Origin of the sequence: Microbacterium sp. RURRCA19A, assembly GCF_900156455.1 — a bacterium.
Taxonomy (GTDB): Bacteria; Actinomycetota; Actinomycetes; order Actinomycetales; family Microbacteriaceae; genus Microbacterium.
Genome location: NZ_FTNQ01000002.1, coordinates 777,166 through 802,067 on the forward strand (window position 1 = coordinate 777,166; position 24,902 = coordinate 802,067).

The 24,902-nt window shown below is 72.8% G+C and carries 24 protein-coding genes and 2 riboswitches; of the genes, 12 read left to right on the plus strand and 12 right to left on the minus strand.

Features of this window, described 5'->3' with window-relative positions:
* Positions 1-66: 66 nt before the first annotated feature.
* Together BW982_RS11615 and cofD are read left to right on the plus strand one after the other, a co-directional pair.
* Positions 67-543, plus strand: a complete 477-nt coding sequence (locus BW982_RS11615) for a DUF2231 domain-containing protein (protein WP_076493330.1) — start codon at positions 67-69, stop codon at positions 541-543.
* 38 nt (positions 544-581) lie between these two features.
* Positions 582-1,547 (plus strand): 2-phospho-L-lactate transferase, encoded by a 966-nt coding sequence (cofD, locus tag BW982_RS11620; protein WP_076493333.1) that lies wholly within the window; start codon positions 582-584, stop codon positions 1,545-1,547.
* 7 nt (positions 1,548-1,554) lie between these two features.
* Here cofD and cofC read toward each other — a convergent pair whose 3' ends face one another.
* From cofC to cofG, 4 genes are all read right to left on the minus strand, one after another.
* On the minus strand, positions 1,555-2,193 hold the full coding sequence (gene cofC / locus BW982_RS11625; protein WP_076493726.1) for a 2-phospho-L-lactate guanylyltransferase: 639 nt from the start codon (positions 2,191-2,193) through the stop codon (positions 1,555-1,557).
* Positions 2,194-2,318: 125 nt separating this feature from the next.
* Positions 2,319-3,329 (minus strand): glucose-6-phosphate dehydrogenase (coenzyme-F420), encoded by a 1,011-nt coding sequence (fgd, locus tag BW982_RS11630; protein ID WP_076493335.1) that lies wholly within the window; start codon positions 3,327-3,329, stop codon positions 2,319-2,321.
* A 39-nt stretch (positions 3,330-3,368) separates the two neighbouring features.
* Positions 3,369-4,832 carry a flavin-containing monooxygenase gene (locus tag BW982_RS11635; RefSeq protein ID WP_076493338.1) on the minus strand — a complete coding sequence of 488 codons (1,464 nt, stop codon included), beginning with the start codon at positions 4,830-4,832 and terminating at the stop codon, positions 3,369-3,371.
* On the minus strand, positions 4,829-7,228 hold the full coding sequence (gene cofG, locus BW982_RS11640) for a 7,8-didemethyl-8-hydroxy-5-deazariboflavin synthase CofG (protein WP_076493340.1): 2,400 nt from the start codon (positions 7,226-7,228) through the stop codon (positions 4,829-4,831). The genes BW982_RS11635 and cofG overlap by 4 nt, the downstream gene beginning before the upstream one ends.
* Positions 7,229-7,345: 117 nt before the next feature.
* Here cofG and BW982_RS11645 point away from each other — a divergent pair, with 117 nt between their 5' ends.
* Positions 7,346-7,735: a hypothetical protein gene (locus tag BW982_RS11645; protein WP_076493342.1), complete on the plus strand. Its 390-nt coding sequence runs from the start codon at positions 7,346-7,348 to the stop codon at positions 7,733-7,735.
* A 137-nt stretch (positions 7,736-7,872) separates the two neighbouring features.
* Here BW982_RS11645 and BW982_RS11650 read toward each other — a convergent pair whose 3' ends face one another.
* Positions 7,873-8,691, minus strand: a complete 819-nt coding sequence (locus tag BW982_RS11650; RefSeq protein ID WP_076493343.1) for an ABC transporter permease — start codon at positions 8,689-8,691, stop codon at positions 7,873-7,875.
* Positions 8,688-9,848 carry an ABC transporter ATP-binding protein gene (locus BW982_RS11655; protein ID WP_076493345.1) on the minus strand — a complete coding sequence of 387 codons (1,161 nt, stop codon included), beginning with the start codon at positions 9,846-9,848 and terminating at the stop codon, positions 8,688-8,690. The genes BW982_RS11650 and BW982_RS11655 overlap by 4 nt, the downstream gene beginning before the upstream one ends.
* 87 nt (positions 9,849-9,935) lie before the next feature.
* Here BW982_RS11655 and BW982_RS11660 point away from each other — a divergent pair, with 87 nt between their 5' ends.
* The 5 genes from BW982_RS11660 to BW982_RS11680 all read left to right on the plus strand — a co-directional run bounded on the left by BW982_RS11660 (position 9,936) and on the right by BW982_RS11680 (position 13,632).
* Positions 9,936-10,997, plus strand: a complete 1,062-nt coding sequence (locus BW982_RS11660) for an enoyl-CoA hydratase/isomerase family protein (protein WP_076493346.1) — start codon at positions 9,936-9,938, stop codon at positions 10,995-10,997.
* 7 nt (positions 10,998-11,004) lie between these two features.
* The gene (locus BW982_RS11665; RefSeq protein WP_076493348.1) at positions 11,005-11,856 is read left to right on the plus strand and encodes an LssY C-terminal domain-containing protein; all 852 of its coding nucleotides are present in this window, start codon (positions 11,005-11,007) and stop codon (positions 11,854-11,856) included.
* Positions 11,853-12,374, plus strand: coding sequence for a hypothetical protein (locus tag BW982_RS11670; protein ID WP_076493350.1), 522 nt, complete (start codon positions 11,853-11,855; stop codon positions 12,372-12,374). The genes BW982_RS11665 and BW982_RS11670 overlap by 4 nt, the downstream gene beginning before the upstream one ends.
* Before the next feature lie 112 nt (positions 12,375-12,486).
* The gene (locus BW982_RS11675) at positions 12,487-13,410 is read left to right on the plus strand and encodes a J domain-containing protein (protein ID WP_076493728.1); all 924 of its coding nucleotides are present in this window, start codon (positions 12,487-12,489) and stop codon (positions 13,408-13,410) included.
* A gap of 39 nt (positions 13,411-13,449) precedes the next feature.
* Positions 13,450-13,632 (plus strand): DUF5302 domain-containing protein, encoded by a 183-nt coding sequence (locus BW982_RS11680; RefSeq protein ID WP_076493352.1) that lies wholly within the window; start codon positions 13,450-13,452, stop codon positions 13,630-13,632.
* Positions 13,633-13,726: 94 nt separating this feature from the next.
* Here the strand turns inward: BW982_RS11680 and thiD are convergent, their stop codons facing one another.
* The 6 genes from thiD to BW982_RS11710 form a co-directional block, all read right to left on the minus strand.
* Positions 13,727-15,160 (minus strand): bifunctional hydroxymethylpyrimidine kinase/phosphomethylpyrimidine kinase, encoded by a 1,434-nt coding sequence (thiD, locus tag BW982_RS11685; protein WP_076493730.1) that lies wholly within the window; start codon positions 15,158-15,160, stop codon positions 13,727-13,729.
* A complete protein-coding gene (gene thiE, locus BW982_RS11690; RefSeq protein WP_254845581.1) occupies positions 15,157-15,798 on the minus strand; it encodes a thiamine phosphate synthase in 642 nt (213 codons plus the stop codon). Before thiE ends, thiD begins: the two co-directional genes overlap by 4 nt.
* Positions 15,795-16,577, minus strand: a complete 783-nt coding sequence (gene thiM / locus BW982_RS11695; protein WP_076493354.1) for a hydroxyethylthiazole kinase — start codon at positions 16,575-16,577, stop codon at positions 15,795-15,797. Before thiM ends, thiE begins: the two co-directional genes overlap by 4 nt.
* Positions 16,569-16,660, minus strand: a riboswitch (TPP riboswitch). (Overlaps the previous gene by 9 nt.)
* A gap of 67 nt (positions 16,661-16,727) precedes the next feature.
* Positions 16,728-17,399 carry an SDR family oxidoreductase gene (locus tag BW982_RS11700; RefSeq protein WP_076493356.1) on the minus strand — a complete coding sequence of 224 codons (672 nt, stop codon included), beginning with the start codon at positions 17,397-17,399 and terminating at the stop codon, positions 16,728-16,730.
* A gap of 147 nt (positions 17,400-17,546) precedes the next feature.
* Positions 17,547-18,992, minus strand: coding sequence for an HNH endonuclease signature motif containing protein (locus BW982_RS11705; protein ID WP_076493358.1), 1,446 nt, complete (start codon positions 18,990-18,992; stop codon positions 17,547-17,549).
* A gap of 290 nt (positions 18,993-19,282) precedes the next feature.
* Complete coding sequence (locus tag BW982_RS11710) at positions 19,283-20,782, minus strand: D-alanyl-D-alanine carboxypeptidase family protein (protein WP_083696658.1); 1,500 nt, start codon at positions 20,780-20,782, stop codon at positions 19,283-19,285.
* Between the two features lie 37 nt (positions 20,783-20,819).
* Positions 20,820-20,929, plus strand: a riboswitch (TPP riboswitch).
* Between BW982_RS11710 and BW982_RS11715 the strand changes: the two genes are divergently transcribed.
* The 4 genes from BW982_RS11715 (at position 20,922) to BW982_RS11730 (ending at position 24,863) form a co-directional block, all read left to right on the plus strand.
* On the plus strand, positions 20,922-21,551 hold the full coding sequence (locus tag BW982_RS11715) for an ECF transporter S component (protein ID WP_076493359.1): 630 nt from the start codon (positions 20,922-20,924) through the stop codon (positions 21,549-21,551). It overlaps the preceding riboswitch by 8 nt.
* Positions 21,551-23,002 carry an ABC transporter ATP-binding protein gene (locus tag BW982_RS11720; RefSeq protein ID WP_076493361.1) on the plus strand — a complete coding sequence of 484 codons (1,452 nt, stop codon included), beginning with the start codon at positions 21,551-21,553 and terminating at the stop codon, positions 23,000-23,002. Before BW982_RS11715 ends, BW982_RS11720 begins: the two co-directional genes overlap by 1 nt.
* Positions 22,999-23,787, plus strand: a complete 789-nt coding sequence (locus BW982_RS11725) for an energy-coupling factor transporter transmembrane component T family protein (protein ID WP_076493362.1) — start codon at positions 22,999-23,001, stop codon at positions 23,785-23,787. The genes BW982_RS11720 and BW982_RS11725 overlap by 4 nt, the downstream gene beginning before the upstream one ends.
* Positions 23,788-23,906: 119 nt before the next feature.
* Entirely contained in the window at positions 23,907-24,863 is a 957-nt protein-coding gene (locus BW982_RS11730) for a hypothetical protein (protein ID WP_076493364.1), read from the plus strand.
* Positions 24,864-24,902 lie beyond the last annotated feature (39 nt).

The window sequence follows — 24,902 nt, forward strand, 5'->3', positions numbered from 1 at the left end:
TCCCACGGCGGAAGGGCAGGATTACCTGCGTAGACCGGGATGCCGCGGGTGTGCTGTGATCGGCGCATGTGGCAGCTCGCGGGACTCCCGCTCCATCCCCTTCTCGTCCACGCCGTCGTCGTGCTGCTGCCGCTCGCGGCGCTCATGGTCGTCGTCGGCAGCGTCTGGCCGGCGGCGCGTCGGCGCCTCGGCATCCTGACCCCCATCGTCGCGATCGTCGGCGGCGGTTTCGCGCTGCTCGCGAAGCAGGCGGGCGAAGCGCTCGAACGTCAGGTGCCGGAGACGGCCCTCGTCGAGGCGCACACCGAGATGGGCAACGGTCCGGTGATCTGGGCGTTCTTCCTGATCGTGGTAGCGGTCGGGCAGTGGGCCTGGTTCTGGTGGCGTGCGCGGCGCGCGGACCGCCCGATCGGCGGTGCGCGTGTGATCACCGCCGTCATCGCCGTGGTCGCGATCGTCGTAGCCGTCGGCACGACGATCGATCTGGTGCTGGTCGGCGACAGTGGCGCGCGCGCCGTGTGGTCCGCCATCGGCGGCGCCTGACGCGTCACACCCGCGCGGCGCGGTGGAAGACTGGACGGATGCCGAATCCTCAGCCCCGCATCGTCGTGCTCGCCGGCGGTGTCGGCGGATCGAAGTTCACCCTGGGCGTCCGTGCCGCTCTGCGGCGCCTCGAGGCGCCCGAAGCGACCGTCGTGGTCAACACCGGTGACGACCTGTGGCTCTCGGGCGTGCGGCTGCAGCCCGACGTCGACTCGATCACGTACGCGCTCGCCGGAGTCAACGACACCGTGCGCGGCTGGGGCCGTGCGGGTGATACCGAGCGCGTCAACGAGGAACTGCAGGCGTGGGGCGCCGGGTGGCCGTGGTTCACGCTCGGCGACCTCGACCTGGGCACCCACCTGGCGCGCACCGGCTGGCTGCGCGAAGGCCTCACCCCGACCGAGGTCCTCGGTCGGATGGCGGAACGGTGGCCGCTCGGCATCCGGCTGCTTCCGATGACCGACAGCGAGGTCGACACGCACGTGCGCGTCGAGGACGGTCGGCGTCTGCACTTCCAGGAGTGGTGGACGCGCTATCGCGCGGCCCTGACTCCGACCCGGTTCGAGAACCCCGGAATCTCGGATGCCACGCCCGCCCCCGGCGTCGTCGAGGCGATCGCGGAGGCCGACGTGGTGCTCCTGGCGCCGTCGAACCCGGTGGTCTCGATCGGTCCGATCCTCGCGGTTCCCGGCATCCGGGAGGCGTTGCGGTCGACGTCGGCGCGGGTGGTCGGTGTCTCGCCGATCATCGGCGGGCGGGTCGTGCGCGGCATGGCCGATGTGTGTCTGCCGGCGATCGGTGTCGAGACCTCGGCGGCGGCCGTCGCGCGGCACTACGGCGCGCGGTCGGTCGACGGGGTGCTCGACGCGTGGCTGCTCGCCGAGGAGGACGCTGCGGCGGCGCCGGAAGTGGAGGCCGCAGGAATCCGTGCCGTCGTCGCGCCGCTGTGGATGCGCGACGAGGATGCCTCGGCCGCGATCGCCGAGGCGGCGCTCGGGGCGTAGCGTCCTGTCAGGCCGCCGCAGCCGCCAGTACCGCCGCGGTCCGCGGCCCCACGCCGAGCGCGACGGCCTCGGCGAGCTGAACCGCGGTGTCCACATCTCGGCGCAGCGACGACCCGCGCGGGACCGCCAGATCGGTGCACCCCAGCAGCCGGTGCCGGGCCGCGGAGTCGGCGCCGAAGGCCGACACCCACACGGCGCCCGGGCGGGCGGTGACGAGGGTGGAGCCGGTGCCCTCGGCATCCGGGACCAGGCCCCGCTCGACCTGTCCGGCGAGCTCCAACGCGGCATCGAGATCCTGCGGCGTGAGCGCGGGCACGTCGCCCAGCAGCGCCGCGCGCGGCGCGCCTTGACCTGCGGCAGCGGCTCCCAGGGCAACGGCCGCGTCGAGTCCACGGACGTCGCCCTCGGGGACGACGTCGACGGCGGGCCACTGCGCCACGGCGGCGGAGACCTCGAGATCGTCGGTCACCACCAGCACGTGCGACACCCGCGGGGTCGCCGCGGCGGCGGCGATGGTGTCGAGGGCGATCGCGCGCGCGAGCGCCTCGCGGTCGGCGGTCACGGTCGTCAGCCGCGTCTTGCCGAGCGCGGCCGGCTTCACGGGCACGACGATCGTCCAGCCATCGCGGATCTCAGGAATGCTCATCGGCTCCATTGTGTGCCGGACTCCGGACATTTCCGGACGGGGGTAGCGGTGCGCCCGCGAATCGTGCTGCGGAGGCGGGAAACCTCCGGAGCGCGGGACCGGCGCACCCCGCCCTCCGCCTCGCCTCAGGTGAACCGCGCCCGCAACCGCGGCAGGATCTCGGCGCCGTACGTGCGCAGGAACTCCTCCTGGTCGTGCCCCGGGTCGTGGAACACGAGGTGCCGGAACCCCAGGTCGACGTAGTGCGCGATGCGCTCGACGTGCTCGTCGGGGTCGGTCGACACGATGAACCGGGATGCCGCCCGCTCGATCGGGAGCTCGTCGGCCAGACGCGCCATCTCGATCGGGTCGTGCACGCTCATCTTCTCTTCGGCCGACAGCGCCAGCGGCGCCCAGAAGCGCGTCTTCTCGAGCGCGGTCTCGCGGTCGGGGTGGTATGAGACCTTGACCTCCATGAGGGTGTCGACGTCGTCGCGCGTGCGTCCGGCCTTCGCGAGCCCGTCGTCGAGCGCGGGCAGCAGCGTGTCCGTGTACAGCGACGGGTCCTTGCCGCTCGTGGTGATGTAGCCCTCGGCGATGCGTCCGGCGAGACGTGTCGCCGCGGGACCCGAGGCGCCGATGTAGATCGGCACCTTCTGCTCGGGGCGGTCGTAGATCGTGGCATCCTTCACCGAGTAGTACGTGCCCTCGAACGTGACCCGGTCTTCGGTCCAGAGCTTGTCGATGAGGGTGATCGCCTCTTTGAGGCGCTGGAAGCGCTCGGGCGGCTCGGGCCACTCGAGGCCGAGGGTCACTTCGTTCAGCGCCTCGCCCGTGCCGACGCCGAGCGCCACACGGCCGGGGAACATCACGCCGAGCGTCGCGAACACCTGCGCGATGACGCCCGGGTGGTAGCGGAACGTCGGGGTCAGCACCGAGGTGCCGAGCATCACGCGCTGCGTGCGCGCGCCGAGCGCGCCGAGCCACGGCAGGGCGTTGGGGGCGTGCCCGCCCTCGTGCCGCCACGGCTGCAGGTGATCGGAGAGGAAGACCGAGTCGAAGCCCATCTCTTCGGCGAGCACACCGAAGTCGAGCAGCTCGTTCGGCCCGAACTGCTCGCTCGAGGCCTTGTATCCGAATCGCAGCGGAACGACCATGATTCTCCTTCTTCGTGACCCGCCGATGCGGGCGATGCGTCAGCCGCGCACGGGGGTGTGCGCGGGTTCGAACTCCGAGCCGTCGGTACCGGTCAGTCTCTCGTGGAACGCCTGCACGGTGCCCGGCCACAGCAGCGTGAGCCGCCCCGACCTCTCGTCGACGTACCAGCTGCGGCATCCGCCGGTCATCCAGGGGGTGGATGCCGCGGCCGCGGCGATCTCGTCGGTGTAGGCCGCCTCGGCCTCGGGGCGGACGCGCAGAACGCGATCGGGACGACGGTCGCGCTCGGCGAGGGCACGGACGACGTACGCGGCCTGCTCTTCGATCATGAGCACCGCCGAGTTGTGGCCGAGGCTGGCGTTGGGGCCGTTGAGGACGAAGAGGTTCGGGAAGCCGGCGACCACGGTGGACCCGAACGACGTCATGCCCTCGCCCCAGTGCTCGGCGAGCGTCTCGTCTTCGCCCCGCACGAGATCGGCGTACGGCTGCTGCGTCGAGGCGAAGCCGGTGGCGAGCACGAGCACGTTGGACTCGTGCTGCCGCCCGCTCGCGGCGGTGAGCGTCGACCCGTCGACCCGGTCGAGGGCGCTGGGTTCGAGGGTCACCCGATCGGATGCCACGGCGGGATAGAACGCGTCGGAGAGCAGTACCCGCTTGCAGCCGAAGGCGTAGTCGGGGGTCAGGGCTGCGCGGAGCGCGGGGTCGGCGACCTGAGCGAGCAGGTGTGCGAGGGCTGCAGCACGGGCGGCCGCGGAGGCTGCGGCGTCGCCGGAGCGGGACGCGAAACGTGCCTCGCCCTCGGCGTACAGCTCGGCGCGGAGCCGTGCGAGGGCGCCGGGGTTCTCGGCGAGGCGAGCGCGCTCCGCGGCGGAGATCTCGCCGCCGCCGCGCGGGACGATCCACGCCGGGGTGCGCTGGAACAGCGTCACGTGGGCGGCGCGGCGGGCGAGCTCGGGCACGAGCTGCACCGCGCTCGCGCCGGTGCCGACGACGGCAACCCGCTTGCCTGTGAGGTCGACGTCGTGGTCCCAGCGCGCGGAGTGGAACAGCGGACCCGCGAACGACTCGAGGCCCTCGATCGCGGGGACGTGCGGTTCGGTGAGGCGTCCGCACGCGAGCACGAGCGAACGCGCGCGGAGCACCTCGGCGCCGGTGTCGATGTTCCACACCGAGGTCTCGGCATCCCACTCCGCCCCCACGAGCGGGGTGTGCAGCCGGATGCGCTCGCCGACGCCCGCGGCGACATCGCGCAGGTACTCCTGGATCTCGTGGCCCTCGGCGAACGTGCGCGACCAGCCCGCGTGCGGGTGCGCCACGTAGCTGTACAGGTGCGCGGGCACGTCGCACGCGACGCCCGGGTAGGTGTTGTCGCGCCACGTGCCGCCGACGTCTCCCGCCCGCTCGATGACGACGACGTCGTCGCGGCCCGCGCGGTGCAGCGCGCCGGCCATGCCGAGCCCGGCGAACCCGGCGCCCACGACGACGACGTCGACCACGCTCACGCGGCGACCACGCCGTAGTCGGTCGTGCGCAGGCGGAACGGCCGCATCAGGCTGCGGGCGAGGCGTTCGGCATCCGGGACCGGCAGCTCGAGCCCCTGCTCGATGCCCGTGTCGGGGAGCACGCGGCCGTCGTACAGCGTGCCGCCGAGGTCGTCGCCGCCCGAACGCAGGAGGACGGCCGCGTTCTCGCGCCCCACGCGGGTCCACGGGATCTGCACGTGCGCGATCGCGCCCGACAACAGCAGTCGCGACACCGCGACCATCGCGCGGTGCTCGTCGAGCGGGGAACGCCCCGCGACCAGCGGCACGTCGCCGCCGGGGAGGGGGATCGGCACGAACTCTGCGAAGCCTCGCGTCTCGGCCTGGATGCCGCGCAGCGTGCGCAGGTGCGCGATGCGCTCGGCCGCGGTCTCGACGTGTCCGTAGAACAGCACCGACGTCGAGCGGAATCCCGCGCGATGCGCAGCGGTGATGCCCTCGACCCAGCGGTCGATCTCGAGGTCGCCGGGCGCCACGAGCCCGCGCACGCGCTCGCTCAGCACCTTCACCCCGGTGCCCGGCACCGTGTCGACGCCGGCGTCGCGCATCGCCGCAAGGGCGCCCTCGAGCCCGAGCCCGCCGCGGTCGGCAAGATCGCGCACGTCGAGCGGACGGAACGCGTGAACGTGGGTGCCAGGAGCCCCGCGCTTCACGGCCCGCACGAGGTCGAGGTACCCCGAGGGGTCTTCGTCGGCGACGAGCGCGCCCTGGATGCAGATCTCGGTCGCGCCGAGGTCGGCGGCATCCGCGGCGATCGCCTCGGCATCCGCGAGGTCGAACTCACCCCCGCCCGTGCGGCCCGCGCGGCGGAACCCGGTCGAGGTGAGGTTGCGGTTGCGGACGAGGGTCACCGGCTCACCGACGGTGTAGCGGCGTGCGTCGTCGGCTGCGGAGGTGAGGGCGTCGAGCTCGGCGCCGGTCGCGTGGAGCAGCCGCGTCCAGTCGGCGTCGTCGAGCGCGAGCGGGTCGGCCGCGGCAGCCTCGGCGAGGCGGCGGACGCTGGGATCGGCGGTGCCGGCGCCGCGGGGAGCGGAGGGGATTCGGGGAGCGGAGGATGCCTCGGCCCCGGGTCGCCCTCCCGTCGCCGAATCTCCTCCCGTGGCGGGCCGTGCGGCCCCGGGGATCACGTCGGCCGCGAGGCCCGTGGCATCCGCCAACGCCCGGACGGGAGCATGGAGCTCGGGGGCGATCCACGTCGCCGCGTCGCGGACGTACTCGGGGTGCGCGGTCAGCCGCTCGCGCAGCGTGAAGCCGTGGGCCGCGGTCTGGGCGGCGAGGTCGTCGATGTGCGGCCAGGGACGCTCGGGGTTCACGTGGTCTGCCGTGAGCGGCGAAACCCCGCCCCAGTCGTCGATCCCGGCCTCGATCAGCAGCCCGAGCTCGCGCGGGTCGGAGAGGTTGGGCGGAACCTGGACGCGCATGTCGGGCCCGAAGACGAGTCGCGCGACGGCGACCGTGGCGAGGTACTCGTGCATGTCGGCATCCGGGGCTCCCTGCATGGCGGTGCGGGGCTTCGCGCGGAAGTTCTGCACGATGACCTCCTGCACGTGCCCGTGCCGGTCGTCGAGGTCGCGCAGGGCGACGAGCGACTCCGCGCGGTCACGGACGGTCTCGCCGATGCCGACCAGGATGCCGGTCGTGAACGGGATGCCGGCCGCCCCCGCGTCGTCGATGACGCGCAGGCGCAGGTCGGGGTCCTTGTCGGGCGACCCGAAATGCACCTGACCGGGCTCTTCGTAGAGGCGGCGCGAGGTCGTCTCGAGCATCATGCCCATCGACGGCGAGACGGGGCGCAGCGTCGCCAGCTCGTCGGAGTGCATCACGCCGGGATTGGCGTGGACGAGCATGCCGGTCTCGGCCGTGATGAGGCGCGCGACGTGCGCGACGTAGTCGATCGTCGAGGCGAAACCGTGCGCGTCGAGCCACGCGCGGGCCTCGGGCCACCGCTCTTCGGGGCGATCGCCGAGAGTCAGAAGCGCCTCTTTGCAGCCGAGCGCCTGCCCCTGTCGCACGACCGTGAGCACCTGCTCGGGGCTCATGTACGCGGGCTTGCGCAGCAGGTTCAGCTGCCCCGGCGTGTCGACGAAGATGCAGTAGTGGCAGCGGTCGCGGCACAGGGTCGTGAGCGGCACGAACACCTTGCGCGAGTACGTGATGACACCCGGACGCCCGGCGCGTTCGAGCCCCTCGTCGCGCAGGGCGGCGGCAGCGGCGGAGAGCACGTCGAGCGGGGCGTGCAGCAGCGCCTCGGTCTCATCGACATCGGGCCGGTGTCCGCCGCGCACGCGGTCGAGGAGGTCGTCGATCGAGTCGCCCCGGGCCGGTGCGGCCTGCGGCGCAGCGCTGCCCGTACTCATCGCTCCAGGCTATCCCTCCGCTCCGACACGCGGGCCGCGGCCCGCGCCCCCGGATCGTTGCGCTCTCGTGAGGCGCCGGGGCCGACGGCATCCACCGTCGCTGGCAGGATGGATGCCATGGTGACCCTGCTGCTCGATCAGGCGCAGCTCGAGGTCGTGCTCTCGCCGACCGAGCGTGCGCTGTCGTTCCGCAAGCGCAACATCGTCGTGCCGCGCGCGACGATCGAGCGCGTGCAACTGACCGACGACGCGTGGACGTGGCTGCGTGGCGTGCCGAACCCGGGCACCAATCTCCCCGTCGTCGTGGCCGCGGGTACGTGGAAGTCGGCCGGCGGCAACGACTTCGTCATCATCCGACGCCGCAAGTCCAGCGTCGTGATCGACCTCCGCGGGCACGAGGAGTTCGAGCGCCTGGTCCTGACGACCAAGCACGGTGTGGCGCTGCTGAAGGCGCTGCGTCTCGAGGGCGCACCCGAGCCCGAGGACGTCGCCGACCTCGTGTCCTGACGCCTGTCTGCGCCCAGATCACGTGATCTGGTCGAGCGCACGCGTCATTTGCGCGCCACAGCGGGTGCCCTCGGCCACATCACGTGATCTGGCGGAACGGATGCCGCGGAACGGATGCCGCGCCACCCCGCCCCGCGTCAGTCGACGTCGCGGCGCCAGGTCGTCGCGAGGCCGATGAGCACCAGCACCACGGCGTAGCCCAGCAGCACGAGGCCGCCGAGCCACCACACCAGCGGGTCGGCGCCGCCGGCGCCGACGGCGCCGAAGATCGTCTTGCCCACCAGGGCGTCGCTCGCCGCGCTCGGCAGCCACCGCGCGACCTGGTCGAGACCGTCGAGCACGCCGGCGATCGTGCGCACGATCGGTTCGATGAACAGCGTCACCGCCAGCACGATGACGATCGCGGCGACCTGGTTGCGCACCACCGTGCCCACGCCGATCCCGACGACCGCCCAGAGCGCGAACGCCAGGAGCATGCGGCCCACGAGCACCCAGGTGTCGGAGGAACCGAGCTCGGTGTCGAGTCCGAACGCCGCGAAGACGCCGGCCCCCGCACCGATCGCCGCGATCGACCCGAGGACGCCGTACAGCAGGCCCACCAGGATGCCGATCGCGAACTTGCCCACGAGCACCACGCCGCGGCGGGGGGTGGCCAGGAACGTCGGGGTCAGGGTCTTGTGCCGGAACTCGGTCGTGACCATGAGCGTCCCCGCCAGCAGCGGGAAGACGTATCCCACGGCGCTCGCCGAGCTGTACACGAGTCCCGCGAGACCGTCCGTCGAGGGCACAGGCCCCGAAGCGCCCGGAAGCTTGCCGGATGCCACACCCCCGAACGCCAGCGCGAGGACGCCCGCGGTGAAGGCGACGTAGACGACGAGCACGATGCCGAGCACCCACCATCCGGCGGTGCTGAACTGCTTCGTGTACTCGGAGCGAGTGGATGCCACCAGGCTCATCGCGGCACCTCCGTGTCTTCGGCGCGGGCGTCGTCGACCGGGACGATGTCGATCACTCCCGTCGAGGCCACCGCGTAGGAGCGGCGGGGTTCGGGTGCGACGGGAGGCGCGAAGCTCCGCGGGGCAGGCGCGACCGGGACGAGGTCGGTCGACGGTGCGGGATCCGCCACGACCGGCACCGGCTCGGGCGTCGCCGCCGCCGGCTCGGGCGCCGCGACAGTGGCATCCGGATTCGCCGTCACCCCCGCCGCGCTCGCGTGGGTGCGCACGCCGCTGACGAGCTCGAGGAAGATGTCCTCCAGGCTCGCGCCCTTGCTCTGCAGGTGCGACAGCACGATGCCCGCGCCGGCGGCGAGGGTGCCGATCTCGAGTGGTTCGACGTGCCGGATCGTGAAGCCGTTGCGCAGCAGCTGGAACGGGATGCCGCGCTCCTCGAGCAGCCGCGACAGCGCCTCGCGGTCGGGGGAGTCCACGACCGTGGAGTACTCGTCGGGGTCGGCGAGGTCTTCCGTGCCGCCCTGGAACACCAGCTTTCCGCGCGAGATGATCAGCAGCGCGTCGACGGTCTGCTGCACCTCGGCGAGCAGGTGCGAGGAGATGAGCACCGTGCGGCCCTCCTCCGCGAGGTGGCGCAGCAGCGAGCGCATCCAGCGGATGCCTTCGGGGTCGAGCCCGTTCGAGGGCTCGTCGAGCACCAGCACGCCGGGATCGCCGATCAGGGCCGTGGCCAGGCCCAGACGCTGGCGCATGCCGAGCGAGTAGCCGCCGACGCGGCGTCCCGCGACATCGGCCAGGCCCACGAGCCCGAGCACCTCGTCGACGCGCGACAGGGGCAGCCGCGCCGCCCGCGCATAGGCCTTGAGGTGGTTCGACGCCGAGCGTCCCGGGTGGAAGCTGGATGCCTCGAGCGCGGCGCCCACGGTCTGCAGCGGCCGGTCGATGTCGGAGTAGCGACGACCGCCGATGGTCGCCGATCCGGACGTGGGACGGACCAGTCCCAACAGCATGCGCAGCGACGTGGTCTTGCCCGCACCGTTGGGACCCAGGAATCCCGTCACCAGGCCCGGCTCCACGCGAGCGGTCAGGCCGTCGACGGCCGACACCGCGCCGAAGCGCTTGGTCAGCCCCGAGAATTCCAGCACCTGTCCTTGGGGCATCGGGGACCTCTCGTTCCGCGGGCGTTCTCCCCATCTTCCCCGATCCGAGGCCGAAAACACATCTCGCGCCCTGTGTAACGTGGCAGCGTGAACGCACAGCGATCCGACGACGCGGTCATCGCGCGAGCCTGGCGGGGCGTGGGGCACCTGACGCTCAACCGCCCCCGCGCGATCAACGCGCTCGACCTCGGCATGATCCGACTGCTCTCCGCCGCGCTCGACCGCTGGGAGCACGACACCGATGTCGATCTCGTCCTGCTCGACGGCGCGGGAGACCGCGGCTTCTGCGCGGGCGGCGATGTGCGGGCGCTCCACGGGTTCGTGGTCGACGGACGCGTCGACGAGGTGCACACGTTCTTCCGCGAGGAGTACGCGCTCAACCACCGCATCGCGACCTACCCCAAGCCGATCGTCGCGATCGCCGACGGGGTGACGATGGGCGGGGGGATCGGGCTCGCCGGACACGCGCGCATCCGCATCGTCACCGAGCGCTCGCAGCTCGCGATGCCCGAGACCCGCATCGGCTTCACCCCGGACGTGGGCGGGTCGTGGCTGCTCGGGCGCGCGCCCGGACGGCTGGGCGAGTACCTCGGGCTCACGGGAGCGACGATGGATGCCGCGGACGCCCTGTACGCGGGTTTCGCCGACCATCTCGTCCCCGTCGCGCACCTCTCCGCCCTGCACGAGGCGTTGGAGTACCGCGCCGACCCGTCGAGCCCGACCGAGCTGGTGCTGCTGTTCGACGAGAGCCCGGAGCGATCGAACCTCGAGACCTGGCGTCCGTGGATCGACGACGCCTTCTCGGCCGACGATCTCGACGGCATCCTGCACCGGCTCCGTCAGCGCTGGGAGCCCGAGGCGCACGCGACCGCCGACCTCCTCGAGGCATCGGCCCCGACCGCGGTGTCCGTGACGCTCGAGGCCGTGCGTCGGGCGCGGGCGCTGCCGTCGCTCCGGGCCGCCCTCGCGCAGGAGTACGGTCTGGTGATGTGGTTCGCGACCACGCAGCCCGACCTGGCCGAGGGCATCCGCGCGCAGCTCGTCGACAAGGACCGATCGCCGTCCTGGTCGCCCGCCCACCGGTTCGATCTGCCCCCGGGGCGCGTCGCCGAGGCGTTCGCCCACGACCCCGAACCGGCTCTCTGGTAGCGGCACCGTGAGCGGGCGGAGACGATGGTCGTTCGGGCGGCTGCTCGACGGGTTCTTCTTCGTGTTCGCCGGGCTCGCCGCCGTCTGGCTCGCCTACCTCAGCTTCACCCAGACCTTCACTCTCGGCTGGGCCGGGATCATCATGGCGATCGTCTTCTGGGGTCTGCTCGCCTACCTCGTGCTCCCGCGGCTGCATCGCATCCTCACCGCGATCTACGTGCCCGACTACTTCATGGGCCGTACCCGCACCTCGGACGGCCTGCTCGGCGACCCGGTGAACCTCGCCTTCCAGGGCGAGCGTGCGCAGATCGAGGCGGTGATGGCCGCGGCCGGGTGGATCCCCGCCGATCCGGTCGGCCTCGGCTCGTCCTGGCGCATCGTCACGTCGACCCTGCGTCGCCGCAGCTACCCGACCGCACCCGTCAGCCCCCTCTTCCTGTTCGGGCGGATGCAGGACCTCGCCTATCAGCAGGAGGTGGCCGGATCCCCGGCCCAGCGGCACCACGTCCGGCTCTGGCGGTGCCCCGACGGCTGGCTTCTCCCCGGCGGACGGCGCGTCGACTGGCTCGCGGCCGGAACGTTCGACCGCGCCGTCGGGCTGTCGTTGTTCACCCTCCAGGTCACGCACCGGATCGACGCCGACACCGACATCGAGCGCGACCACATCGTCGCCACCGTGCGCGACCTGCCCGGCGTCGAGGTCGACGTCATCCGCGATTTCTCGACCGGCTACCACGCGCGCAACGGGGGCGGCGACAGCATCACCACCGACGGCGACCTGCCCATCCTCGACGTGCGCGGGATCTCGGCGGCAGCGGAGGCCGGGGCCGGCGACGCCGGGACGGAGGGTCGACCGTGAGCGAGAGGCATCCCCGGAAGAGGGCGGCGTTCGAACCGGTCGCCGCGCCGGTCGCCCGGAACCCCGCGATGCGGCGCCCGGCTGCGACGGTCGCCGGCGGCGTGCTCGTGCTCCTGCGCGCCGCGTCCGGGATCGTGTGGGGCATCGCGGTCGCGTTCGATCTGCCGCCGTGGCTGCAGGCGATCGCCGGGGCGGCGGAAGGCTCCGGGGCGGACCCGACCCTGACGCTTCCCGAACTCGGCATCGGCGCGGGGCTGTTCTTCGGCATCCTGGGCGTGATCGCGCTCATCCAGGCGGTGTTCGGCATCCAGCTGCTGCGGGGGAGCAACGTCGCCCGGGTGATCGTGATGCTCGTGTCGACGCTCTCGATCATCACGGCGTTCGCCGGCTGGTGGGAGCTCGGGCAGGAGATCACCGTGGGTACGACCCTCGTCACGGTGAGCCTCGACATCCTCGTGCTCCTCGCCCTCTCGAGCCGGGATGCCGCCGCCTACGCCCGCCGCAACGAGAAGGTCTGACGCGGGAGTCGTGCAGCCGTCAGCGAAACTGGGGGTGGATCCCGGGGGTTGCACAGACGACGCCCGTTAGCCTGAAAGGTGCCGCACCCGAGCGGCGGAACGGATGACGGACGTGTTCGACAGCCCCATGTCGGTCTCGGCATACGAGGTTCTCCGCGTCGACGTCGACATCGACGACGAGGGACTCCGCCGTGCGTACCGCGTCCGACTGCGCGAAACGCACCCCGACACCGGCGGCGATGCCGCGCTGTTCGTCCAGGTGCAGCGCGCGTGGGAACTCGTCGGCACGCCCGAGGCCCGCGCCGCCTACGACCGCGGCCGCGGACACGCATCGGCCGAGTGGGGCGGTGGGGCCACGGCAGCCCCTCCTCCGCGTCCCGACACCCGACCCCGTGCACGCGCGTACGGCCAGCCCGGCGGCTGGCGTCGGGAGCGGTACCTGTCGCTGATCCGCGAGTGGGTGGGCCGCGGCGTCGACATCGCCGACCCGTACGATCCCGCGCTCGTGCGGTCGGCGCCGCCGGAGATCCGGCACATCCTCGCCGACGCGCTCGCCGAGGAGGAGACCGCACGCCTCGTCGCCGACCTCGGGATGGGATACACCGTGTGGCACGACGTCTTCGCCGACCGCGACGGCCTCGACCCGGAGCAGAAGATCGACCACCTCGTGCTCGGCCCCAGCGGGCTGTACGCGATGCTGAGCGAGGACTTCGGCGGTCCGGTCGGGGTGCGCCGGGGGGAGATCACCGGACCGAACGTCATCGGTTCGCCGGTGACGCAGCTCGTGTCGCGGGCCCGCGTGATCGCGCGGGCCGCGGGCGTCCGTTTCAGCGGCGCGATGGTCGTGCTGCCCGACGACGCGATCCTCGACGCGGTCACCGATCTCGGCAAGGTCCGCGGAACCCCCGTCGTGCTGGTGCAGCGGAGCGCCCTCACGACGTTGCTGCGGCGCGGCATCCCGGGGGCGCGTGAGGTCGGCGGCACCGAGCTTTTCGACGTCCGCACCCGGCTGCAGCAGCGCGTCCGGCACGTCTGAGGCGGGCGCCGGGAAACCCGGCGCGCCTAGGGTGGACCCATGAGTACCGACGAGACCCCGGATGCCACGGCATCCGACGACATGAAGCGCAAGTTCAAGGAAGCCCTGGCGAAGAAGAACGGGCAGCAGCGGTCGGGTCAGGCTCACCTCGACGGGCACTCCGCCGTCCAGGGGACGCACGGAGCCGTCACGAAGCGCGAGTTCCGCCGCAAGAGCGGCTGACCTCCGGGCCGGACTCCGGAGATTCGGGCCTTTCGCGGACTTCTCGCCGCGCGGAGAAGCCCACACGGCCGAATTCTCCGGAGCCCGGCACACGTCATCGCTGCAGCGGTGCCTCGAAGAACGCCAACTCCAGCCGCATCGACCGGGCGTACGCCCGGGCCATCGCGGCCCGGGTCGCGAGTGAGGCGTCGCGCGCGGCGGCATCCGCGATCCGCGACGCCTCCGCTGAGGAGGCGCCGAACGTCTCGTCGCCGTAGGCCGTGAGCCAGTCGGCGTACGCATGGTCGGGGGTGAACGTGCCGCGCCAGCGCGCACCGATGTCGGTGTACAGCACGAAGCACGGCAGAACAGCCGCGACCAGCACCGCGTACGAGCCGCCCGCCGACACGGCGTGCATGTGGTCGGTGTAGGCGGCGGTGGCGGGCGCGGGCGCGAGGTCGGTGGCATCCACGTGCGACTCGTGCAGTGTCGCCTCTTCCGCCAGGCACGACACCGACGCCGCCGCCCAGAACCGCTGCTCTTCGGTGCGGGGCGCGAGGGCCGCGGCGCGGGCCAGGACGCGGGCGTACTCCCGCAGGTACAGCAGGTCCTGCCCGAGGTAAAAGGTGAACGCGGCGCGGTCCAAATCGCCGGATGCCAGCCCCCGCACGAACGCGCAGTCGTCGACATCGGCGCGCACCGCCGCCGTGTCCTCCCACCGCGCGGCGCTCCACGACGGGGCGAGGTCGAGGTTCGGCCGCAGCTCGTGCAGGTGGTCGATCGGACCGTTTCCACGCCCGACGTGCAGCTCGGCGGCGTTCTCGAGAGCGCCGGTGAGCCAACGTTTCGCCCGCACGAGGGCGTCGGGCCAGGGCAGACCGTGCGCCGCGAGCGTCGCCATCGCAGACGACAGCGAGCATCCGGTGCCGTGGGTGTGCGGGGTGGCGACGCGACGGCCGGGCACCGGGTGGATGCCGGCCGCGTCGACGATGGCATCCGGACTCTCCTCGCCCGTGAGATGCCCGCCCTTGAGCAGAACGGCCGTGTCGGTGCGGGCCGCGAGGGCCTGTGCCTGCGCGACCGCGGTGTCCCAGTCGGCGGCGACGGGTTCGCCCACGAGCACGGCCAGCTCGGGCAGGTTCGGGGTGACGAGGTCGGCGAGCCGACACAGGTCGCGTACGGCCGCCTCGGCGTCGGCGTCGAGCAGCCGGTCGCCGCTGGTCGCGATCATCACGGGGTCGAGCACGATGACCGGTGGCCGCGTCGCGGTCAGCCACTGCGCGACGACGGCGACGACCTCGGCCGACCCCAGCATCCCGATCTTCACGGCGTCGATCTCGACGTCGTCGCTCACCGCCCGCAGCTGCGCCGTCAGGAAGTCCGTCGGCGGCACGTGCACCTCGCGCACACCGAGGGTGTTCTGCGCGACGAGCGCGGTCACCGCCGCCATTCCGTAGCCGCCGAACGCCGAGATGCTCTTCAGATCGGCCTGGACGCCGGCGCCCCCGGTCGGGTCGGTGCCGGCGATGCTCAGCACGCGGGGGATCATGCCCACGCCTCGCGGAGCTCGCGGGTGGCGGCGGCGGGGTCGTCGGCTCCGCTCACCGCCGAGACCACCGCGACGCCCGCGGCCCCGGCCCCGCGTAGCCCGCGGACATCGCCCACCTCGATGCCGCCGATCGCGACGCAGGGCAGAGGAGCGGATGCCGCGAGCGCGGCGAACCCGTCGACCCCCAGCGGCTGCGGGTGATCGGGCTTGGTCGCCGTCGCGCGGATCACGCCGACGCCGAGGTAATCGACGGTCCCGGTCGGTAGCCCGGCGGCCGCCGCGAAGTGCGCCGGGGTGTTCGCCGTCCACCCGATCAGGGCGTCGGGGCCGAGCAGCCAGCGCGCGGCGATCACCGGCAGGTCGCTCTGGCCGAGGTGGACGCCGTCGACGCGGGCTCCGGCGGCCCGGGCGGCGAGGGCCACATCCACGCGGTCGTCGACGACGAACGTCGCCCGTCCCGCGATGACGTCGGCCAGGGCCGTCACACGATCGAACAGATCGCGTCCGCACGCGTCCTTGTCGCGGAACTGCACGACGCTCGCCCCTGATCCGGCGGCGACGTCGACGACCTCGACGACGCGCGCGAACGGCATCCGGTGATCGGTCACGAGGTGCAGCGACAGGTCATGCGTGCTCACACCGTCACCCGCCCGTCGAGGTCGGCGGGCTCCACCGCGGCGAGGGCGTCGAGGAAAGCGACGGCGAACAACCCCGGTCCGGTCGAGGTCGCTTCTGCGCGCTCCGACGCCACGGCCCAGATCGCGCTCGCCGTCGTCGCGGCGGTGAAGCCGTCGGCGACCGCGAGCAGCGCCGCCATCGCCGCGCCGAGGGCGCAACCGCCGCCGGTGACGCGGGTGAGCTGGACGCTGCCGCCGTGCACGCGCGCCGTGCGCTCGGCATCCACGATCAGGTCGACCGGACCCGAAACGGCCACCGTCCCGCCGGTGCGCGTCGCGAGTGCGCGGGCCGCGTCGACCGCGGCCTCGGGGGAGTCCGTCGAGTCGACGCCGCGACCGCCCGCCCCGGCGCCGGCGAGGGCGAGGATCTCGGACGCGTTGCCCCGCACGATCGCGGGCCGCGCCGCGAGCAGGTCGTGGGCCAGGGCCGTGCGTACCGGCAGCACCCCCACGGCGACGGGGTCGAGCACCCACGGCGTTCCCGCTGCGACGGCTTCGCGGGCTGCGTCGCGCTGCTCGGCGGTCGGGGTGCCGAGGTTCACCAGGACGCCCCCGGCGACGCCGGCGAAGAGCCCCGCCTCACCGGGGATGTCGCACATGGCGGGTGAGGCGCCGAGGGCGAGGAGGGCGTTGGCGGTGAAGTTGGTCACCACCGCGTTGGTGATGCACTGCACGAGCGGCGGGCCGTCCCGCAGATCGGAGAGGGCGGTGGACGGAGACGACGACGTGCGAACGACCATTCGCGACATCCCTTCGCTAGTACGAACTAGATCAGGTTCGACGGGTGTGTTCTCAGCCCCGTGGGGCACCCCGTGTCACTGCGGCGAAGGTAGCACGGCGGACTCGCTCGCGTCGGACGCGGTCGTGCCGAACGCCGTCGCGCGGGACGCTCAGTAACGCGCGGAGAAGCCGCCGTCGGTGTGGAGGAGCTGTCCGCTGATCCACCGGCCCTCGGGCGAGAGCAGGAACGCCGTGATCCCGGCGATGTCGCGCGGAACGCCGAGTCGGCCGAGCGGCTGGTGGGCGGTCAGGGCGTCGCGGGTCTCGGCATCCATCCCTCCGGTGTCGATCGGACCCGGGTTCACGACGTTGGCCGAGATGCCGCGCGGACCGAGTTCCCGGGCGGCCGAGATCACGATGCGGTCGAGTGCGCCCTTGGAGGCGCCGTAGGGGAGGTTGCCCGTGGTGTGGTCGCTCGTGAACGCGACGATCGCGCCGCCGGTCTCGTCGACCTGGCGGGCGAAGGCCGCGATGAGAAGCAGGGTCGCGCGGGCGTTGACGGCGACGTGGCGGTCGAAGCTCTCGGCGGTGGTGTCCAGGACGAGGATGCCGGACTCCTCGTCGTGCGCGTGGCTCAGGACGAGCGCGTGGATCGGCCCGCGGTCGCGGGAGACGCGTTCGACCAGCTCGGTCGGGGCGGTGGGGCTCGCGAGGTCGCAGGGGGAGTCGCCCGAATCGAGGTCGCTGGTCACCACGTCCCAGCCGTCGGCTTCGAGCCGGGGGACGATCCCCGCGGCGATGCTGTTCGCGCGCGCGGCGCCGGTGACGAGGACGTGGGGCATGCGTCGAGGCTACGCGGGCGCGCGCGGGCACTCGGGACGGTGCACGCCGCACGCCGCGCACCGCACGGCGCTGTCGCGCTCTCGCGCTCTCGCACCGATGTGCATCCGCGTCGGCGGGCGTCCGCGCGGACGCGCTGGACGACGGCTTCAGAACGGCGCTGGTTCTCGGTCGTGGTCGGTGCGCGGCGGTGGCGGTGGGGTGGGGTCGTCGGGAAGGAATCTGACCGCGGGTGAGTAGGGCAGTGGTTCGTCGATATAGACGCGGCCGGTCGGGGAGGTCCATTCGAGGATTCCGCCAGGGAGTTGATGGACTTTCCAGCGGGTGAACTGCTTCTGGGTGTGGTGTCGCTGGCAGAGGTGGGCGAGGTTTCGGACGTCGGTGGGGCCGCCGAGGGCGTGGTCTCGGGTGTGGTCGACTTCGCATCTCACGGCGGGGGTGGTGCAGCCGGGCCAGCGGCAGTGGCGGTCGCGGGCGCGGAGGTGTCGGTCGATCGCGGCGGTGCGGTGGTAGGTGTCCGTGTGCAGCACCGCGCCGGTGACGGGGTGGGTGAGGACCCGGTCCCAGGGCAGCGGGGTGGCGTCGGCGAGGGCGCGGGCGGTGTCGGCGTCGATGGGTCCGTGTCCGACGAGGGCGGCGGGATCGGAGTTCTCGTCGCCGGGGTGCAGCATCGTCAGCGCGGGGACGACGACCTGCACGCGCGCGCGGATCGCCCCGAGTGTGCCGGGGCCGTCGTCGCCGCGGGTGGGGTCGGCGTCGGGCGCGGCGGTCAGGAGGAGGTCGGCGAGGATGTCCGCGCGCACCTGGTCGGCCGTGCGGGTGTCGGGGGTTCGCGTGTCGGGCGGGGCCGTCGCGGCCTCCCCGCGATCATCACGGTCGCCACCACTCCCGCGGCCGTCCACGGGTTCCGCCGCGGAGGCATCGCATGGTCCGGCGTCTCGTCGCATGTCGACGATCGCCGCGCTCTGTTGCACGAGGCGGTCGTAGATCCCCACCGCCAGCACCGTCGGGAGGGTCGCGATGAGGTCGGACATCCCGTCCTGCCCGGGAACGACGCGGACGCATCGGGTCTCCCGGCCGCGCTTGTGGCGTTCGGTGAGGGTGGTGGGCTGCAGCGCCTCCGCCAACGCCAGAAGACGGGTCTTCAACCTCCCGGGGCTCAGTCCGTCGGCGGTGGCGACGGCGAGGACGTCGAACTCGTGACGACGATCCTGGGGCAGCGGGGTCCCGGCATCCACGATCACCCGCACGTGCGCGCGGGACAGCGCCCCCGCCTCCCACGCGTCCAGGGTGACGGGGAAGTCATCGGCGAGGGTCATCGCCCGCCCGATCTGCCCCTGCACGGCGCGATCGGACAAGTGCGACGCGGCCGCGATCTCGGACGAGACCTCCCGCAGCGCCATCTCCGCCGCCCGCGACGACGCCTGCAGCCCCGCGGAAGCCTCGAGGGCGAGGTGCCCCGCCCGGGCCAACGTCCGCACCCGCCGGGCCTCGGCGGAGGCGACCTCGGCATCCACTCCCCGCACCTCGGCCAGCACCACCGACAGGGCGACAGCCCCGTCATCGGGGAGTGGCGGACGCGAATCGAAGGACATGTCTGCATGCTAGCGAGGGGGTCCGACATCACAGCGGCCCCGAGGCGGCACATCGGGACAGATCCGACATCGCGCCTGCTGGGGAGGAGGGGTGCGTGGCATCGCCGGCCGCAACAAACACGCGATGATCAGGTGTTTCCTCGCGGCGAGACGGCGCGGGTGAGGTTTCGCCGATCCCGTGGTGGGCGAGTGCGAGGCCACGGAAGCGGAATCGGGACGCCGCGGGCGAGCGCGCCCAGACGTCGCCGCCACACGGGTCGGCCGCCGCACGGCCCCGCCGTCGCGAGACGTCAGTCGTTGAGCCCGAAGAGGTCGAGCGGGTGCGTCAGCCGCCACCAGGGGCTCGGCGGCTCGATGTCGCTCTCCAGCTGGACGTCGACGGTGGCGGCATCCAGGGGGCCGGTGGCGATCAGCTCGCCGACGGTCGAGCCCGCGTCCCGCGCGTCGCCGAGCGTGAACGACGTGCCGGGAGTCGCGCTCGCGCCGTTCCACAGCACGTTCTGCGCGTCCGTCGCCGTGACGAGCGACACGTCCTCGCCCCACAGCGTCGAGACCTTGCCGACGACCGTTCCCGCCGGCACCGAGGTGCGCAGCTGCACCTCTTCGGCGAGGCGCGTGTACAGGTCGCGGCTGGCCTGATCGCGCTCGTCGGGGCCGGGTTGGCCGAGCACGGCCGCGTAGGTGCGCACCGTGATCCCGCCGACCGTCAGGTCTTTCGCCGACAGCAGGTTCCAGGCATCCAGGGTTCCGGTCTTGATCCCCACGACGCCGGCGTCGGCCAGAAGCGGGTTGCCGTTCTTGAACGTTCCGGCACCCGGCAGCGACATCTCGGGGGTGCGCACGATCTCGGCGATCACGGGGTTCTGCAACGCCTTCTCGGCGAGGGCGATGAGAGCCGCGGGCGTCGCGGTGTTGCCGGCCTCGATCCCGGTGGGGTTCACGATCGTGATGCCCGAGATTCCGCGCTCAGACAGGTAGCGGGCGGCGGCCGCGGCGAAATCGGCGTTCGAGGGCCAGAGATCGGATGCCAGTCGCTGAGCGTAGTTGTTGGCCGAGGCGATGAGCATGCCCTGGAGCATCTGCAGCTCGGTCAGGGTGCCGTCGACGGGGACGTCGAGGGAGGATTCGCCGCGGAAACGGTACTGCCAGTAGTCGTCGCTGTCGGCCTGCGTGAACCCGTACGTCGGTCCCTGTTCGCCCGGAGCCAGCGGAAGTCGTTCGAGCACGAGCAGCGCGGTCACGACCTTGGTGATGCTCGCGATCGACTGGGGGGCTTCCCCTGAGGACAGCACGTCGGGCATGCCCTGGACCGCTACCGCCGCCTCGCCCTGGGTCGGCCACGCCGGCGACGCGGCGGGGGCCGCGACGGACTGCACCACGAGCGGCGTGACGCGCGGCGCGACCGCGTTCAGCGGCCAGAGCAGCGTGACCGCGGCGTACACGGCGACGAGCAGCATCAGCAGCAGCGGCGGGATGACGGTGCCGGGACGCAGCGCACGCCGGCGGCGCCCCGCGAGCAGATCGGGCGGGCGGGGTCCTGCCGGGGTGAGCGCGAACTCCGGAGCCGGACGGGGGGAGTCCGCCGACGCCGGGTCCACCCACGTCAACGCGATGGGTCCGCCGATGAGGATGCGTTCCGGAGCGGACGGGGGAAGGCCGGGTGCCGGGTCTCCGTCGTGCGCGGGGGCGACGGATGCCGCGGGCGCGGGGGTGTCGTCAGCGGGGGCATCGGGCGCGGAATCGACCCGGTCACGCAGCTCGCGCCGTGTGGCCGGTGTCTGGTCGTGCACCCGCCCACGCTACCCCGGCCACCGGCCTATACTCGGGAACCACAACCACGGGAGTCCGGTGAGCCGGGCTGAGAGGAAGCGACCCACGCTTCGACCGTCGAACCTGATCCGGATCATGCCGGCGCAGGGAGGAGAAGAAATGCACACGTCCACGTCTGCCCGGACGGCCCCGGCCGTCGCCACTTCCGACCGCTTCCGCTGGCGCGTCGTCGACATCGTCGTCGCCGCGGTCCTCGGTGTCGCGATCGGCCTCGTCTTCTGGGGATGGAACACCGTCGGCGGCCTGTGGTTCGCCGCGATGGACGGGCTCACACCCGGCCTCGGCGGTATCGCCGTCGGCATCTGGCTGCTCGGCGGTGTGGTCGGCGGGCTCGTCATCCGCAAGCCCGGCGCGGCACTTCTCGTCGAGATCATCGCCGCGGTCGTGTCCGCCCTCATCGGCAACGTCTGGGGAATCAGCACGATCTACTCGGGACTCGCACAGGGCCTGGGCGCCGAGTTGATCTTCCTCGCGTTCCTCTACCTGCGCTTCTCGCTGCCGGTCGCGATGCTCGCCGGTGCGGGAGCCGGCGTCGGCGCGTGGGTGCTCGAGTTCTTCACCGGCAACATCGTCAAGACCGCCGAGTTCAACCTCCTCTACCTCGGCACGCTCATCGTCTCGGGAGCGGTGCTCGGCGGTGTCGTGGGGTGGCTCCTCGTCCGGGCGCTCGCTGCCAGCGGCGCACTCAGCCGGTTCGCCGCGGGACGCGAACGCCGCCGCGAGGTCTGATGCCGCATCCCGCGCGCGTCGAGGTCGACGGCTGGGGGTGGCGCTACGCCGGTCGCCGGCTACCCGCCACCCGCGATGTCGACCTCACGATCGAGCCGGGGGAGCGGGTGCTGCTCCTCGGGGCGTCCGGGGCGGGGAAGTCGACGCTCCTCGCGGGGCTCGCCGGACTCCTCGGGGGCAGCGACGAGGGCGAGGCCACGGGACGGATCCTGGTCGACGGGCAGCCGCCGGAGGGTCAGCGCGGCCGCATCGGCCTCGTCCTGCAGGACCCCGAGTCCGGCGTCGTCCTGTCCAAGGTCGGCGATGACGTCGCCTTCGGCTGCGAGAACCTCGGCCTGCCGGCGGATGCCATTCCCTCGCGCGTCGCGGAGGCACTGGCATCCGTGGGTCTGGACGTGCCGCTCGATCGTCCGACGAAGGCCCTGTCGGGCGGGCAGAAGCAGCGGCTCGCGCTCGCCGGGGTGCTGGCGATGCGTCCGGGGCTGCTGCTGCTCGACGAACCCACCGCCAACCTCGACCCGGACGGCGTACGCGAAGTGCGCGCCGCGGTGGAGCGGGTGGTCGCGCGCGACGAGACGACCCTCGTGCTCATCGAGCACCGCACGGCCGTGTGGGCCGACCTCGTGACGCGCGTGATCGTGCTGGCGCCCGGCGGCGGGCTGCTCGCCGACGGTCCGCCGGCGTGGGTGTTCGCCGAGCACGGGGAGGCGCTCGCCGCGGCGGGTGTGTGGGTGCCGGGACGTCCGGTCGACCTGCCCCTGCTCGCTCCCGCTTCGCCGTCGACGGATGCCGTGCTCTCGGCGTCCGCGCTCACGATCGGCCGGGACCGCCGGACGCCGGTCCTCGACGGTCTCGACGTCGTGGTTCCGGAGGGCGCGGGGACGGTCGTCACGGGCCCCAACGGCGCGGGCAAGTCGACGCTCGCTCTGACCCTCGCGGGTCTCCTGCCGGAGCTCGCGGGAGAGGTCGTCGCCACGCCCGGGCTCGCCGCCCGGGGCGTCCGCCGCCCGTCGCGGTGGCGATCCACCGAGCTGCTCACCCGCATCGGTACCGTGTTCCAGGAGCCCGAGCACCAGTTCCTCGCGTCGACCCTGCGAGAAGAGCTCGCCGTCGGACCGCGGGCACTCCGGATGCCGACGGCCGAGGTGGACGCGATCGTCGACGAACTGCTCGAGCGCCTCGACCTGGCATCCCTCGCCGAGGCCCACCCGTTCACCCTTTCGGGCGGGCAGAAGCGACGGCTGTCGGTCGCGACCGTCCTGGCGTCCGCTCCCGCCGTGATCGTGCTCGACGAACCGACGTTCGGTCAGGACCGCCGCGGCTGGAGCGAACTCGTCGCGCTCCTGCAGCGCGAGGTCACGCGCGGGCGGAGCGTCGTCGCCGTGACCCACGACGCCGACGTCATCCGTCACCTCGGCCAGCACCGTATCCGGTTGGAGGGCGCCGCATGACCGCGACGATCGCCGTGGCCGGGCGCACTGCGGCGTGGCTCGACGGGGTCAACCCGGTCACGAAGATCCTCATCGCGTTGGTGCTGTCCGTGCCGCTGTTCGCCACGCTCGACCCGGTGAGCGCGTCGGTGGCGATCGTGCTCGAACTCGCGTGCATCCCCCTGACCGGGCTCGCGATCGCGACGGTCCTGCGGCGACTCGTGCCCGTGGTCGTGTTCGCCCCGGTCGCCGGGGTCAGCATGCTCCTGTACGCGAAGCCGGGGGGAACCGTCTACGGTCAGTTCCTGTTCGCCACGGTGAGTGACGACTCGATCGCGCTGTCGCTCGCGGTCATGCTGCGCGTGCTCGCCCTGGGGCTCCCCACGATCCTGCTGTTCGGCCGCACCGATCCGACCGAGCTCGCCGACGCGCTCGCGCAGGTCGCCGGACTCCCCAGCCGGTTCGTGCTCGGCGTGCTCGCCGGCGCCCGCACCGTCGGGCTGTTCGTCGACGACTGGCGCACGATGACCCTCGCCCGACGCGCCCGCGGCCTCGGCGACCGGGGAGCCCTGCGGCGCTTCCTGGGCATGGCGTTCGTGCTCCTGGTCTTCGCCGTCCGTCGCGGCACGACGCTCGCGACCGCGATGGAGGCCCGCGGCTTCGGAGCGCCGGTCGACCGCACCTGGTCGCGGCCCTCTCGGCTGCACCCGCGCGACGGCATCGCGTTCACCGGGGCGATCGTGCTGATCGGCGTCGCGCTCGCGGCCGCCGTGACAACGGGCGCCTTCCGTTTCGTCGGCGGGTGACGGACGGCGTGTCGGCCGCTGCCGGGCGGATTGCCGGGTGACGCCGCGCCGGTCGGTGACCCTCGACGACTACGCTGATGTCTCCCCCGCGCGTGCCCGGGGGAAGCAGGGAGGCTGCCGTGGGTGTGTCGTTGCTCTCCATCGGCATCCCCGTCGTCGCCGCCGTGCTGCTCGTGGCGCTCCCCTATCTGGGCGGCCCGAGCACATGGCAGCTCTTCGTGCGCTTTGTCGCGGGGTTCGCGTTCTCGGCGATCGCGGCGACCGCTCTCTACGTGACGGCCCAGCTGAGCGGGAGGGCGTACCTCATCTCCATGGGCGACGCGGCGATGGCGCTCGGTCCCTCGCTGCTCTTCGTCGCGCTGTGCGCGTGGACGGGGCGGCGGGTGATCGAGGCGTCCGTCCTCGCTTTCGCCCTCACGCTGCTCGTGACGATCGTGTCGGCCGTGGTGCCGCAGCCTGTTCCGCTCGCGGTCAAGAGCGCGGCGGTCGTGGTGGTGTGCGGCGCGTGCGCGTGGGCGGCCACCCGATCCGGGGCGGAGCCGGCGCGGCCGTTGCGGCTCATCGCGCTCGTCAACGCCGTGTACGCCGTTTACACGTTGACGCGGATGCTCGTGGGTGTGGCCGCCGGATGGGACACCGCGACCGTGCTCGCCGGGGTCTTCTTCATCCCCGCGATGGTGAGCGGGGTCGCCGCCGTCGTCCTCGTGTGGGTCGCCGTCGCCTGTCTGTGGCGTGAGTACGACCGGGCGCAGGCGTCGCGGCGGCGTGCCGGCGCCAGTCTCGTCGTCGTCGGCGACTGGCGTCTGGCCTCCGCCGCCTACGGCCCGAACCGGGTCTACACCCTGGTCGCGGAGCTGCGGGCGGCGGCGCGCGACCTCGACCCGGCGGCGAGCGACGCCCCGCGGGGCGTCGAGGTGATGGTTCCGGGCGCTGTCGCGGCGCTCTCCGAGCGCGTCCGCAGCGCCTACGGATGGAACCCCGACGAAGTCGCCCTCCTGTCCGAGGGCATGTCGACCGGGGCGATCCCCCTCCGGCCCGCCCGGGGTCGTTCGCGGGGGCGGTCCGCGCGGTTCTGAGGGCGGGCCGGCATCGGGAGCCGATCCCGCGGAGCGATC

Excerpts from the sequence above, each read along its gene's own strand:
- cofG (WP_076493340.1), bottom strand. The coding sequence starts at position 7,228 with ATGAGTACGGGCAGCGCTGCGCCGCAGGCCGCACCGGCCCGGGGCGAC.
- BW982_RS11720 (WP_076493361.1), top strand. The coding sequence starts at position 21,551 with ATGCCGCATCCCGCGCGCGTCGAGGTCGACGGCTGGGGGTGGCGCTAC.
- BW982_RS11715 (WP_076493359.1), top strand. The coding sequence starts at position 20,922 with ATGCACACGTCCACGTCTGCCCGGACGGCCCCGGCCGTCGCCACTTCC.
- thiM (WP_076493354.1), bottom strand. The coding sequence starts at position 16,577 with ATGGTCGTTCGCACGTCGTCGTCTCCGTCCACCGCCCTCTCCGATCTG.
- thiD (WP_076493730.1), bottom strand. The coding sequence starts at position 15,160 with ATGATCCCCCGCGTGCTGAGCATCGCCGGCACCGACCCGACCGGGGGC.
- cofD (WP_076493333.1), top strand. The coding sequence starts at position 582 with ATGCCGAATCCTCAGCCCCGCATCGTCGTGCTCGCCGGCGGTGTCGGC.
- BW982_RS11650 (WP_076493343.1), bottom strand. The coding sequence starts at position 8,691 with ATGAGCCTGGTGGCATCCACTCGCTCCGAGTACACGAAGCAGTTCAGC.
- BW982_RS11725 (WP_076493362.1), top strand. The coding sequence starts at position 22,999 with ATGACCGCGACGATCGCCGTGGCCGGGCGCACTGCGGCGTGGCTCGAC.
- fgd (WP_076493335.1), bottom strand. The coding sequence starts at position 3,329 with ATGGTCGTTCCGCTGCGATTCGGATACAAGGCCTCGAGCGAGCAGTTC.
- cofC (WP_076493726.1), bottom strand. The coding sequence starts at position 2,193 with ATGAGCATTCCTGAGATCCGCGATGGCTGGACGATCGTCGTGCCCGTG.
- BW982_RS11645 (WP_076493342.1), top strand. The coding sequence starts at position 7,346 with ATGGTGACCCTGCTGCTCGATCAGGCGCAGCTCGAGGTCGTGCTCTCG.
- BW982_RS11615 (WP_076493330.1), top strand. The coding sequence starts at position 67 with ATGTGGCAGCTCGCGGGACTCCCGCTCCATCCCCTTCTCGTCCACGCC.
- BW982_RS11680 (WP_076493352.1), top strand. The coding sequence starts at position 13,450 with ATGAGTACCGACGAGACCCCGGATGCCACGGCATCCGACGACATGAAG.
- BW982_RS11705 (WP_076493358.1), bottom strand. The coding sequence starts at position 18,992 with ATGTCCTTCGATTCGCGTCCGCCACTCCCCGATGACGGGGCTGTCGCC.
- BW982_RS11655 (WP_076493345.1), bottom strand. The coding sequence starts at position 9,848 with ATGCCCCAAGGACAGGTGCTGGAATTCTCGGGGCTGACCAAGCGCTTC.
- BW982_RS11700 (WP_076493356.1), bottom strand. The coding sequence starts at position 17,399 with ATGCCCCACGTCCTCGTCACCGGCGCCGCGCGCGCGAACAGCATCGCC.